At 55.4% G+C, this 12,671-nt stretch carries 13 protein-coding genes; 10 read left to right on the forward strand and 3 right to left on the reverse strand.

Annotated elements, in window-relative coordinates; translation table 11 throughout:
- Positions 1-247: 247 nt before the first annotated feature.
- Positions 248-1,681, forward strand: coding sequence for a PTS glucose transporter subunit IIBC (gene ptsG, locus OWK27_RS16435; protein WP_148421729.1), 1,434 nt, complete (start codon positions 248-250; stop codon positions 1,679-1,681).
- Between the two features lie 113 nt (positions 1,682-1,794).
- On the opposite strand, the gene fhuE is transcribed toward ptsG, so the two are convergent.
- On the reverse strand, positions 1,795-3,984 hold the full coding sequence (gene fhuE, locus OWK27_RS16440) for a ferric-rhodotorulic acid/ferric-coprogen receptor FhuE (RefSeq protein ID WP_267590784.1): 2,190 nt from the start codon (positions 3,982-3,984) through the stop codon (positions 1,795-1,797).
- Positions 3,985-4,337: 353 nt separating this feature from the next.
- On the opposite strand from fhuE, the gene hinT reads away from it, so the two are divergent.
- From hinT to OWK27_RS16480, 8 genes are all read left to right on the forward strand, one after another.
- Complete coding sequence (gene hinT, locus OWK27_RS16445; RefSeq protein ID WP_006809243.1) at positions 4,338-4,697, forward strand: purine nucleoside phosphoramidase; 360 nt, start codon at positions 4,338-4,340, stop codon at positions 4,695-4,697.
- A gap of 1 nt (position 4,698) precedes the next feature.
- Positions 4,699-5,073 (forward strand): YcfL family protein, encoded by a 375-nt coding sequence (locus OWK27_RS16450; RefSeq protein WP_242174517.1) that lies wholly within the window; start codon positions 4,699-4,701, stop codon positions 5,071-5,073.
- Between the two features lie 10 nt (positions 5,074-5,083).
- Positions 5,084-5,731: a penicillin-binding protein activator LpoB gene (lpoB, locus tag OWK27_RS16455; RefSeq protein ID WP_148421726.1), complete on the forward strand. Its 648-nt coding sequence runs from the start codon at positions 5,084-5,086 to the stop codon at positions 5,729-5,731.
- A complete protein-coding gene (gene thiK, locus OWK27_RS16460) occupies positions 5,712-6,536 on the forward strand; it encodes a thiamine kinase (protein ID WP_267590785.1) in 825 nt (274 codons plus the stop codon). The genes lpoB and thiK overlap by 20 nt, the downstream gene beginning before the upstream one ends.
- 11 nt (positions 6,537-6,547) lie before the next feature.
- Positions 6,548-7,573, forward strand: coding sequence for a beta-N-acetylhexosaminidase (nagZ, locus tag OWK27_RS16465; protein WP_267590786.1), 1,026 nt, complete (start codon positions 6,548-6,550; stop codon positions 7,571-7,573).
- Positions 7,574-7,604: 31 nt separating this feature from the next.
- Positions 7,605-8,147, forward strand: a complete 543-nt coding sequence (ycfP, locus tag OWK27_RS16470; RefSeq protein ID WP_148421723.1) for an alpha/beta hydrolase YcfP — start codon at positions 7,605-7,607, stop codon at positions 8,145-8,147.
- 236 nt (positions 8,148-8,383) lie between these two features.
- Positions 8,384-9,688: an NAD(P)/FAD-dependent oxidoreductase gene (locus OWK27_RS16475; protein ID WP_148421722.1), complete on the forward strand. Its 1,305-nt coding sequence runs from the start codon at positions 8,384-8,386 to the stop codon at positions 9,686-9,688.
- A 194-nt stretch (positions 9,689-9,882) separates the two neighbouring features.
- On the forward strand, positions 9,883-10,422 hold the full coding sequence (locus tag OWK27_RS16480; protein WP_148421721.1) for a glycine zipper 2TM domain-containing protein: 540 nt from the start codon (positions 9,883-9,885) through the stop codon (positions 10,420-10,422).
- A 60-nt stretch (positions 10,423-10,482) separates the two neighbouring features.
- On the opposite strand, the gene comR is transcribed toward OWK27_RS16480, so the two are convergent.
- On the reverse strand, positions 10,483-11,118 hold the full coding sequence (comR, locus tag OWK27_RS16485) for a TetR family copper-responsive transcriptional repressor ComR (protein ID WP_148421720.1): 636 nt from the start codon (positions 11,116-11,118) through the stop codon (positions 10,483-10,485).
- A 244-nt stretch (positions 11,119-11,362) separates the two neighbouring features.
- Between comR and bhsA the strand changes: the two genes are divergently transcribed.
- Positions 11,363-11,620: a multiple stress resistance protein BhsA gene (bhsA, locus tag OWK27_RS16490; protein ID WP_176610618.1), complete on the forward strand. Its 258-nt coding sequence runs from the start codon at positions 11,363-11,365 to the stop codon at positions 11,618-11,620.
- Positions 11,621-11,697: 77 nt separating this feature from the next.
- On the opposite strand, the gene ldtC is transcribed toward bhsA, so the two are convergent.
- Complete coding sequence (ldtC, locus tag OWK27_RS16495; protein ID WP_267590787.1) at positions 11,698-12,663, reverse strand: L,D-transpeptidase LdtC; 966 nt, start codon at positions 12,661-12,663, stop codon at positions 11,698-11,700.
- Positions 12,664-12,671 lie beyond the last annotated feature (8 nt).

Raw genomic sequence — 12,671 nt, forward strand, 5'->3', positions numbered from 1 at the left:
CACCGCCTCATTCGGGGCGGTGATGGCGTTTTTAGACACATCCAGACATGCTTTATGTAAATATCTGCAAGTTTTTTGGCCGTCTTGAACTGAAACGTGATAGCCGTCAAACAAACTCAGAGGGAATTATTTTACTCTGTGTAATAAATAAAGGGCGCTTAGATGTCCTGTCCACGGCGCGGTACTCCCCCCGGGCCAATGCGTGAAAGCGTAAAAAAAGCACAAATACTCAGGAGCACTCTCAATTATGTTTAAGAATGCATTTGCTAACCTGCAAAAGGTCGGTAAATCGCTGATGCTGCCAGTATCCGTACTGCCTATCGCAGGTATCCTGCTGGGCGTCGGTTCTGCTAACTTCAGCTGGCTGCCAGCCGTAGTTTCCCACGTGATGGCAGAAGCAGGCGGTTCTGTTTTTGCTAACATGCCGCTGATCTTCGCTATCGGTGTTGCTCTGGGCTTCACCAATAACGACGGTGTATCCGCTCTGGCGTCCGTGGTTGCCTACGGCATTATGGTGAAAACCATGGCTGTGGTTGCGCCGCTGGTTCTGCATTTACCTGCTGAAGAGATTGCCGCTAAACACCTGGCAGATACCGGTGTTCTCGGTGGTATCATCTCCGGTGCGATTGCAGCGTATATGTTTAACCGCTTCTATCGTATCAAGCTGCCTGAGTATCTGGGCTTCTTCGCGGGTAAACGTTTCGTTCCGATCATTTCTGGTCTGGCAGCGATTTTCACCGGTGTGGTTCTGTCCTTCATCTGGCCACCAATCGGTACGGCTATCCAGACCTTCTCTCAGTGGGCTGCCTATCAGAACCCGGTAGTGGCGTTCGGTATCTACGGCTTCATTGAGCGCTGCCTGGTACCATTTGGTCTGCACCACATCTGGAACGTTCCATTCCAGATGCAGATTGGTGAATACACCAACGCGGCAGGTCAGGTGTTCCACGGCGATATCCCTCGTTACATGGCGGGTGACCCAACCGCTGGCAAACTGTCTGGCGGCTTCCTGTTCAAAATGTACGGTCTGCCGGCTGCGGCAATTGCTATCTGGCACTCTGCTAAGCCAGAGAACCGTGCAAAAGTGGGCGGTATCATGATCTCCGCAGCGCTGACCTCGTTCCTGACCGGTATTACCGAGCCGATCGAGTTCTCCTTCATGTTCGTTGCGCCGATCCTGTACTTCATCCACGCGGTACTGGCAGGTCTGGCATTCCCAATCTGTATTCTGCTGGGTATGCGTGACGGTACGTCCTTCTCTCACGGCCTGATCGACTTCATCGTTCTGTCCGGTAACAGCAGCAAGCTGTGGCTGTTCCCAATCGTGGGTGCAGGCTACGCGGTGGTGTACTACACCGTCTTCCGCGTGTTGATCAAAGCGCTGGATCTGAAAACGCCGGGTCGTGAAGATGCAACTGAGGACAGCAAAGCCGGTGTGACCAGCGAAATGGCACCTGCGCTGGTAGCTGCTTTCGGCGGTAAAGAAAACATCACTAACCTGGACGCGTGTATCACCCGTCTGCGTGTGAGCGTTGCCGACGTTGCGAAAGTAGACCAGCCGGGTCTGAAAAAGCTGGGCGCAGCGGGCGTGGTTGTTGCAGGTTCTGGTGTTCAGGCAATCTTCGGTACGAAATCCGATAACCTGAAAACCGAAATGGATGAGTACATCCGCAACAACTAAGCTGTGACCTGGGGAGACTAAGGCAGCCGAATGGCTGCCTTTTTTATTGGCGGGGATAGTGCCGGTAAGCAAATGCAGGCCGGGCAGGGCGTAGCCGCCGCCCGGCTTTACAATCAGAAGTCGTAGCTCGCGCTCACGGAGAAGTTCAGCGGCGCGCCATACACCACGTAAGAGCCAACGTAGTCGTAGTACTCTTTGTCGAACAGGTTATTGACGTTAGCCTGAAGAGCGAAGTCTTTGGTGACCTGATAGCGGCTGAACAGGTTAACCAGACCATAGCTGCCTTGCTCTGCACGGGATTGTCCCGCCGGGCCGCCATCGACATCCGTCCACACTTTGTTCTGCCAGTTTACGCCACCGCCCACGGTCAGCTCGGGCAGCATTGGCAGCTGGTAGCGGGTGAACAGCTTCATGGTCGTGCGCGGCTGATCGGAGCTGACGGCGTTGCCATTCTTGTCTTCAGCGATGTAGCGGGTCGCACCAAACGTCAGCTGCCAGTTATCGGTCAGCGCACCGTTCAGCTCGAACTCAATCCCTTTACTGACCACGCCGTCCAGCGATTCATAAATTGATTCACCGCTCGGCATGTAGGTATAGGTATTGCTTGCGACGTTATCCTGCTCAATGCGGAAAATCGCCAGCGAGGTGGTGAGACGTGTATTAAACCAGTCTGCCTTCACGCCGGCTTCGTAGCTTTTGCCCGTGGTCGGGTCGAGGTAACGTCCGCTGGCGTTGCGTTTATCCTGCGGCTGGAAGATGGAGGTATAGCTGACGTAGGTCGACCAGTCTTCGTTGATGTCATACACCAGGCCCGCGTACGGGGTAACATCATCTTCGGTGCTCTCCAGGCGGGTGTTCGGGGAACCCGCCGGATTATAGCGAATGTTGTAGCTGGTGTAGCGCGCGCCCAGAATCAGGTGCAGCGGATCGGCCAGCGAGAAACGGGCGGAGGTATACGCAGAGGACTGGCGAATATCGTCCTTGCTGTAGAGCTTCCACGGCGTCCACTGCGGATCGGCGATGTTCCCGTTCCAGTTCTTAAAGTTGCCGACGTCAACCATGCCGTAAAGCGCATCCGGCATGGTATTGTCATAATGGTTACGCTGACGGCTGTAGCTGCCGCCGAACATCATTTCGTGCTGACGGCCAAAGAGATCGAAGCCGCCGCGCAGGAAGGCGTCAACCGCATCCTGTTTACGTTCACCGCGGTTCCAGCCGCCGTAACCCACCATGCCCGCACCGGTCTCTTTATCCGGATAGCCGGACATATACATCAGTTTGGAGTCAAAGTTGGTTTCAGCGTGCATGCCGTTAACGTGCGCTTCCCAGCCGTTATCGAAACGCTGAGTCAGGTTAGCGAAGATGCGGGTGCTGTCTTTATCCGAATAGGCCCAGTCAGGCGCAACGGTCTGGCTGCGATTGTAGTTGGTCTTACTTCCGTCGCTGTACCAGGTCGGCAGTCCGCCCCAGGTTGGGTCGGCGGTATGGCTCTCCTGATACTCATACCCCACCGAGAGGGTCGTGCTGTCGGTGACGTCCGCATCCATCACGCCGTAGAGGAATTTCTTACGGTAGTGATAATTATCCACGAAGCTGTCGTTGTCCTGATAGCCCGCGATCAGGCGTCCCCGTACCTTACCGGACTCCACCAGGGGAGACTGGAGATCCAGCACGTAGCGCTGCTTGTCCCAGCTGCCGTAGCTGGCCGAGACGTTACCCTTAAATTCCGCGCTGTCCGCATGCTTACGCACCATGTTGACATACGCCGCCGGGTTGCCCGTACCGGACATCAGGCCGGTGGCGCCGCGGACCACTTCGATACGATCGTAAATCGCGGTATCGGCGGCGGTATCGCCAAAGTTCCACACCTCGCTGATGGAGGTCGGCAGGTCGTCATAGGCATAGTTGCTGACGAAGAATCCACGGGAGTAGAACACGGTGCGGTCGCTGTCCTGCACCTGCGCAGTCACGCCCGTGGTGTTACTCAGCACCTGCCCGATGGACTGCAGATTCTGGTCAGCCATACGCTGCTGGCTGATTACGCTGACGGACTGCGGGATATCGCGGGGGACCAGCAGCAGTTTGGTGCCGGTGGTGGTGGTTTTTACGCTGTAATCCCGGTCCTGACCTGCTGAAGGATCCTGTGTGTTGTCAAAACCCCCGTCTACCACAACGGTGTCTTCAGTCGTTGAAGCAGAGAAAGCGGCGGTTGGCGTCAATGCCATAGCAATGCAGGCTGCCAGCAACGAAGGTGTTGCGGCAGGCTGACGTTGCCCATCCCTGGAGTGATTAATGAAAGACATTATCAAACCCTTAATGAATGGTGAAGGTGGTGCGCGAAAGCTCCGCTGGCACGGGCTGACGTCGTTTTCTATGTTAAAAATGCGCATGAAAATGCAAATGCGAAATATACGCATTGTGATTAACGCTGTAAACAGATGTTTCGGGATGAACTGAAATAAGGTTTCAGAAGCGAAATGTCCTAAAGCGATGGCTCTTCAGCCAGATGGAGGACAATCAGGAAAGAAATCACGGGAGAAGGTTGAAAGGACAGGAGAAACTCGCTCATACTCTTGTGTTGTGTCACTCACTTAAACAGACAATGTGTGTTAACAACGGACGCACGACGCCAGATTAAACGTATAAGGAAAAGGTCATGGCTGAAGAAACGATTTTCAGTAAAATTATTCGCCGCGAAATTCCGTCGGATATTGTCTATCAGGACGAACTGGTAACGGCTTTCCGGGATATTTCACCCCAGGCGCCGACGCACATCCTTATTATTCCCAATATTCTGATTCCGACCGTCAATGACGTTAAAACCGAGCATGAAGTGGCGTTAGGCCGTATGCTTACGGTTGCCGCGAAAATTGCCGAGCAGGAAGGAATCGCTGAAGACGGCTACCGTTTGATCATGAACTGCAATCGCCATGGCGGGCAGGAAGTCTATCATATTCATATGCATCTGCTGGGTGGACGTCCACTGGGACCGATGCTGGCACATAAAGGTCTTTAATATGTTAATTGGGCGTATTGCAGCGCTGATCGTGACGCTGGTAATGGTGGGGTGCAGCGCGCGTCCTGCTATTCCGGTCAGCGATGAACAGACGCTGGTGATGGAGTCCTCGGTGCTTGCAGCGGGGATTACGGCGGAGCAGCCTTCGCTGACCATAAGCGAAATCCAGTCTTCTGCCTCCTCTACGCTCTATAACGAAAGGCAGGAGCCAGTGACGGTGCATTATCGCTTCTACTGGTATGACGTGAGAGGTCTCGAGATGCACCCGCTTGAAGCGCCGCGCAGCGTGACGATCCCGGCTAGATCGTCGGTCACGCTCTACGGCAGCGCCAGCTATCTGGGTGCACATAAGGTGAGACTTTATCTTTATTTGTAAGGGGTGAACCTTGATTAAAACAATGAGCCGTTATGCGCTCCTGAGTGCGTTTGCACTCTTTCTGGCCGGTTGCGTGACGCGAACTGAAGAACCTGCACCTGTAGATCAGGCGAAACCGGGAACGGAACAGCCAACAACGCCAGCGGAACCTGTGCCAACCGTGCCGTCCGTACCAACCATTCCGGCGCAGCCTGGGCCGATTGAACATCCGGACGACACCGCACAGCCGACGCCGCGCGTGCGCCACTATGACTGGAACGGCGCCATGCAGCCAATGGTGGGCAAAATGCTGCAGGCGCAGGGCGTGACGCCTGGCAGCGTGCTGCTGGTGGACAGCGTGAATAACCGCACCAACGGTTCGCTGAACGCGAGCGAAGCGACGGATACCCTGCGTAACGCGCTGGCGAACAACGGTAAGTTCACGCTGGTTTCGGCTCAGCAGCTGGCGGTGGCGAAGCAGCAGCTTGGCCTGTCGCCGCAGGACAGCTTGGGATCGCGCAGTAAAGCGATCGGCATCGCCCGCAACGTTGGCGCGCAGTATGTCCTTTATTCAAACGCGACCGGTAACGTGAATACCCCGTCGCTGCAGATGCAGCTAATGCTGGTTCAGACCGGCGAAATTATCTGGTCAGGTAAAGGTGCCGTTACGCAACAGTAAGCCCACGCGTAATGATGTCCTGACGCGTTATTTCCCTCAGTATCGTGTTATCGCGCCGCAGGCCCCCGTCGGGCTTGGCGGCGCGAGTTGCATTATTGCGCGCGGAGAGCATCGGCTGGTGTTACGCCAGCATCACGATGCCGCCGCGCCTGCCTTCCATTTTCGTCGCCAGTTCCGCGCCCTGAAGCGCCTGCCCGCAGACCTTGCGCCCCAGCCCCATTTCTTTATCAGGGGCTGGATGGCGGTGGCGTTTATTGCGGGTGAGATCAAAAGCGAGTTGCCCGACGCTCCCACGCTGGCAGCCATGCTGTATCATCTGCACCGGCAGCCGCGTCTGGGCTGGCGGGTAACGCTGCTTCCCTTGCTTGAACGCTACTGGCAGCAGGCTGCGCCAGAACGACGCACGCCATTGTGGCTGGCGCAGCTTAAGCGGCTGCGCAAAGCGGGAGAGCCGCAGCCGCTACGCCTGGCGCCGCTGCATATGGATATCCACGCCGGAAACATCGTTCATACCGCGGCAGGTGAAAAGCTGATTGACTGGGAATATGCCGGAGATGGAGACGTGGCGCTCGAACTTGCCGCAGTCTGGATGCCCGACGCGCCATCGCGCGAGCGGCTGGTAAGCGCCTATGCGCGCAACGCGAACATGAATGCGCTCACGCTTGCGCGACAGGTTGCGCGCTGGCGTCCGTGGGTGCTCATGCTGATGGCGGGCTGGTTTGAAATGCGCTTCCAGCAGACGAATGACAAACAATTTATGGCGCTGGCAGATGATGCCTGGCGTCAGTTACAAACGAAAGGATAAGAGAGGTTGGTGTGGGTCCAGTAATGTTGGATGTTGAAGGGTATGAGCTGGACGCGGAAGAGCGCGAAATTCTGGCGCACCCGCTGGTGGGGGGGCTGATTCTTTTCACCCGCAACTATCATGACCCGGAACAGTTGCGCGAGCTGGTTCGCCAGATCCGTGCGTCTTCGCGCAATCACCTTGTGGTGGCGGTAGATCAGGAAGGCGGCCGCGTACAGCGTTTCCGCGACGGGTTTACCCGCTTACCCGCCGCGCAGTCTTTTGCTGCGCTGCTGGGCACCGAAGAGGGCAGTAAGCTGGCGCAGGACGCTGGCTGGCTGATGGCCAGCGAGATGATCGCCATGGATATCGATATCAGCTTCGCCCCGGTGCTGGACGTGGGGCATATCAGCGCGGCAATCGGCGAGCGTTCTTATCATGAAGATCCGCGTATCGCGCTGGCAATGGCGACGCGCTTCATTGACGGCATGCACGATGCGGGGATGAAAACCACCGGTAAACACTTCCCCGGTCACGGCGCGGTGACGGCGGATTCCCATAAAGAAACCCCGCGCGATCCGCGCCCGGAAGCGGAAATTCGCGCTAAGGATATGTCCGTTTTCCGCTCGCTGATTACCGATAACAGGCTGGACGCCATCATGCCTGCGCACGTTATCTACAGCGAGGTCGATCCGCGTCCGGCCAGCGGCTCTCCGCACTGGCTGAAAACCGTGCTGCGTCAGGAGCTGGGCTTCAACGGCGTGATTTTTTCTGACGATTTATCCATGGAAGGGGCCGCAATCATGGGCAGCTATGCCGAACGTGGGCAGGCCTCACTGGATGCGGGTTGCGATATGATCCTCGTCTGCAATAATCGTAAGGGTGCGGTAAGCGTGCTGGATAACCTGTCGCCGATCAATGCTGAACGTGTTACACAATTGTATCATAAAGGTTCATTTAGCCGTCAGGAGCTGATGGACTCGGCGCGCTGGAAAACGGTCCACGCCCAGCTTGAAGCCCTGAACGAACGCTGGCAGGCGCATAAAGCGGCCCTTTAATTCATCCCGGAAGGCGTAGCGTGGTGAGACGATGATCATCTATTTACACGGTTTTGACTCAAACAGTCCTGGTAATCATGAGAAAGTGCTGCAACTGCAGTTTATCGATCCGGATGTCCGGCTGATCGGTTACAGCACGCGTCATCCGAAGCATGACATGCAGCATCTGCTCAAGGAAGTGGACAAAATGTTGCAGCTCAATATCGACGAGCGGCCGCTGATCTGCGGCGTCGGGCTTGGTGGATACTGGGCAGAGCGCATCGGTTTTTTGTGCGATATCCGTCAGGTCATTTTCAACCCGAATCTGTTCCCGAACGAGAACATGGAAGGCAAGATCGATCGCCCGGAAGAGTACGCCGACATTGCGACTAAGTGCGTGAGCAATTTCCGTGAAAAGAACCGCGACCGTTGTCTGGTGATCCTCTCCCGCAACGATGAAGCGCTGGACAGCTCCCGCGCCGCCGACCTTCTGCATCATTACTATGAAATTGTCTGGGACGAAGAGCAGACCCACAAGTTCAAAAACATTTCGCCGCACCTGCAGCGTATCAAAGCCTTCAAAACGCTGGGCTGACCTCCCTGAACCTGACAAAGGCCCGGTACGTGAAAGCGTGCCGGGCCTCTTTTTTGTCAGAGTTGTCTACTTTTAAACCATCAAAACTTGATACATATCAATTTTGGTATGACCAATGCGCCTGACGTGCTATTCTCAATGAATCTGAATGGTTTCAGCGCAGTAACCTGTTGTTAATTAAGGGTTATTTCTATAACTTTTAATTAACAATTGGTTAATAATTTGAGGGGGTCACGTTGACTACGCCATTGAAAAAGATAGTGATTGTCGGCGGTGGTGCTGGCGGGCTTGAGCTGGCGACGCAGCTGGGTAAAAAGCTGGGCCGCGGCAAGAAAGCCAAAATTACGCTGGTGGATCGTAACCACAGCCACCTGTGGAAACCGCTGCTGCACGAAGTGGCGACCGGTTCGCTGGATGAGGGCGTTGATGCGCTGAGCTATCTGGCCCATGCGCGTAACCATCATTTCCAGTTCCAGCTGGGTTCTGTGGTAGACATCAACCGTGAAAACAAAACCATTACGCTCGCAGAGCTGCGCGACGACAAAGGCGAGCTGCTGGTTCCCGAGCGCAAGCTGGCTTATGACACGCTGGTAATGGCGCTGGGCAGCACCTCTAACGACTTCAACACCCCGGGCGTGAAGGAGCACTGCATCTTCCTGGATAACCCGCATCAGGCGCGTCGTTTCCATCAGGAGATGCTTAACCTGTTCCTGAAGTACACCAGCAACATGGGTGCCAACGGTAAGGTCAATATCGCCATCGTGGGCGGCGGCGCAACGGGCGTTGAACTGTCGGCCGAACTGCACAACGCGGTGAAGCAGCTTCACAGCTATGGCTACAAAGGGCTGACCAACGAAGCGCTGAACGTCACGCTGGTGGAAGCGGGTGAGCGCATTCTGCCTGCGCTGCCGCCGCGCATTTCCGGCGCTGCGCATAACGAGCTGACCAAACTGGGCGTGCGCGTACTGACCCAGACCATGGTCACCAGCGCGGACGAGGGCGGCCTGCACACCAAAGACGGGGAATACATCCAGGCCGACCTGATGGTATGGGCCGCGGGGATCAAAGCGCCTGATTTCATGAAGGACATCGGTGGGCTGGAGACGAACCGCATTAACCAGCTGGTGACGGAGCCGACGCTGCAAACCACGCGCGATCCGGACATCTTCGCCATCGGTGACTGCGCCTCCTGCGCGCGTCCGGAGGGCGGCTTTGTGCCACCGCGCGCTCAGGCTGCACACCAGATGGCAAGCCTCGTGCTGCATAACATCCTGGCGCAGATAAAAGGCAAACCGATGAAGGCCTATGTCTACAAAGATCACGGCTCTCTGGTATCGCTCTCAAACTTCTCCACCGTGGGCAGCCTGATGGGCAATCTGATGCGCGGCTCAATGATGGTTGAAGGGCGTATCGCACGCTTCGTGTACATTTCTCTGTACCGTATGCACCAGATAGCGCTGCACGGCTACTTCAAAACCGGCTTGATGATGCTGGTCGGTCGAATCAACCGCGTGATCCGCCCGCGTCTGAAGCTGCACTAATTATTCTCTCCCTCCGGGCCCGCCGGAGGGAGTTTTTAGCATATCATGCTGCTCATTTCCCCCTGAGTGCCTAAGAGTTCTCTTAAAGACGATATATTCCTTATCAACCTCCCTGTTTTTGATCCTTTATCTTATTGGCGAAGCGCTTGCCGCGTTGCAAACTTGCTCTCAATAGCAACAAAGGAGGAAGTCCCGTGAATAAATCAATGTTGGCGGGTATAGGGATTGGCGTCGCTGCTGCGTTAGGTGTGGCTGCCGTTGCCAGTCTCAACGTTCTGGATCGTGGCCCGCAGTACGCTCAGGTTGTTTCCGCTACTCCCATTAAAGAGACGATCAAAACGCCTCGTCAGGAGTGCCGTAACGTTTCTGTTACCCATCGTCGTCCGGTTCAGGATGAAAACCGTATCGCCGGCTCCGTGCTGGGTGCGGTCGCGGGTGGGGTGATTGGTCATCAGTTCGGCGGTGGACGCGGTAAGGACGTGGCGACGGTTGTCGGCGCGCTGGGCGGTGGCTATGCCGGTAATCAGGTGCAGGGCGCCATGCAGGAAAATGACACCTACACCACGACGCAGCAGCGCTGCAAAACCGTTTATGACAAATCGGAAAAAATGCTGGGTTACGACGTGACCTACAAAATTGGCGATCAGCAGGGCAAAATCCGCATGGACAGAGACCCCGGCACGCAGATCCCACTGGACGGGAATGGTCAGCTGATACTGAATAACAAAGTGTAAAAAAGATGTTCTCTGAACTTAGCTCCTCATGCGCTCAGGCTGAGGAGCTTTTTTTTTGCCTCAGAGTTTCAGCAGCTCAGGCCACAGGCGCAGCGTTGTCTGCGTAATGCTCTGTAACTTTTCAAGCGTCGCGCCTTCACGGGCGCTGATCGACATACCCTGCAAAATACAGCTCAGATACCGGGCAAGCTCCTGCGGACGGCAGTGCGCCGGTATTTCGCCGCGCTGCTGGCGCTGTGCCAGAAACGTGCTTAGGGTCTCCTCCTGCATCGCATGACGTGATTTAACCGTGTTGGCTATCTCTTTTGACGATGCCGCGAGGGTGGCGGAAGTGTTGATCATAAAACAGCCCGCCGGGGTGTCTTTACTGGTAAAGCAGGTGGCGACCGCGCAGAAATAATCCTGCAACGCCTGTTCTACCGTTTTCTCTTCACAGAACAGCTGCGCTTCGTGTTTTGCCGCGAAGCGCGAGATGTATCTGTCCAGAACGGCCCGGAACAGGCCCTCTTTGTTGGTGAACTCTGCATACAGGGTAGGGGCTTTTGCGCCGGTTGCTTCCACCAGGTCGGAAAGCGAGGTGGCTTCATACCCATGCTGCCAGAAGAGCGTCATGGCCTTATCGAGCGCCGCATCCCTGTCGAACACTTTTGGTCGGCCACGGCTTTTTTTTGCGCAACTCGTGACGTCGGTTGTCATGTGCCGTTGGTCCTCAGTTGTTTTGTTGAATAATCATTATAAAAATAAACGTCAGCTATCACCAGCGGTGATTTCTGAAAAAAAATTTAATTTTATCTTCATGAAAAATAAGGGAAATGAAATTAATTTAATGGTCGTTATAAAAATGGGTTGACGTGTGACCTGGATCACACCTATCATTTACCTATCGATCGTTAAGTAAATAGCTAACGACCACTACATCATCTGCCCAAAGGTATAAATTATGAAAAACGTTAAAACCCTCATCGCTGCCGCCGTTCTGAGTTCACTCTCTTTCGCAAGCTTCGCTGCTGTTGAAGTGCAATCTACTCCAGCAGACCAGCAAAAAGTCGGTACCATCTCCGCCACTGCCGGGACTAACCTGGGCTCTCTGGAAGATCAGCTGGCGCAAAAAGCTGACGCAATGGGTGCAAAATCGTTCCGCATCACCTCCGTGACCGGTCCTAACACCCTGCACGGTACCGCAGTTATCTACAAATAAGCGTAACGCAACCCTCCGTTATGCCACTGCAATAAAAAACGCCCTGCACAAGCAGGGCGTTTTTCGTTATGGCTTGATTACAGCGACTGCTGAGCGATGTCGGGATGGCGCGTGACGTCAGTCGGCATACCCGAACGTGCCTCCATCGCCCGCTCCATTACCGTGCCATCGGTATTCGCATTCGTTTTAAAGCTCACCATCGCCGCATTCAGGTTAATAGGCAGCGTCTGCGGATCGTCGTTGATGTTTTTCGATAACGGCTGGTGGATCTCTACCAGACGGACGCCGCCCGGCTCTTCAGACACCTTAATCGGGGTATTGATAATATTCACTTTCGTCCCCGGTGAGATCACGCTGTACAGCGTTTTGATGTCGTTATCACGCAGGCGAATACAGCCGGAACTGACGCGCATCCCGATCCCGAAATCCGCATTTGTTCCGTGCAGCAGGTAAACTCCACCGTATGCCGCCAGGCGAATGGCATGGTGCCCCATCGGGTTATCCGGGCCCGCAGGTACCACGGCAGGGAGATCGATACCCTGCGCCTTATAGCGGGCGCGGATATTTGCCGTCGGAGTCCAGGTTGGATTAGCGCGCTTGTCGGAGACGGTGGTCACCATGGTCGGCGTGAGCGTATCGCCCCCCAGCTGGCCGATGCCGATAGGGTAGACGGTTACTTCATTTTTCCCCGGCGGGTAATAGTAAAGACGCAGCTCGGCGAGGTTTATCACAATCCCCTGACGCGGCGCGTCCGGCAGTATGGTTTGCAGCGGAATAGTCAGCACGCTGCCGGCACGAGGAACGTAAGGGTCAACGCCCGGGTTGGCCTGCAGCAGCGCCAGGAACCCGACGTTATATTTTTTGGCAATGGCTTCAAGCGAACCGCCATCGTTTTCAACCACGTGAAAGCGGTTTTCCCCCACCACGTTGCTGCCGGGAGGAGGAAGTGGCCAGGTATTGGCTCCGGCGGGGAGCGCAACGGCAACCGCTGCGGCCAGCGCAAACACGGTTAGCCAGCGGGTAAAACGCGAAGAGGTCATCATTATCAAAA

The organism is Enterobacter cloacae complex sp. 2022EL-00788 (assembly GCF_026627565.1).
GTDB classification, from domain to species: domain Bacteria; phylum Pseudomonadota; class Gammaproteobacteria; order Enterobacterales; family Enterobacteriaceae; genus Enterobacter; species Enterobacter pasteurii.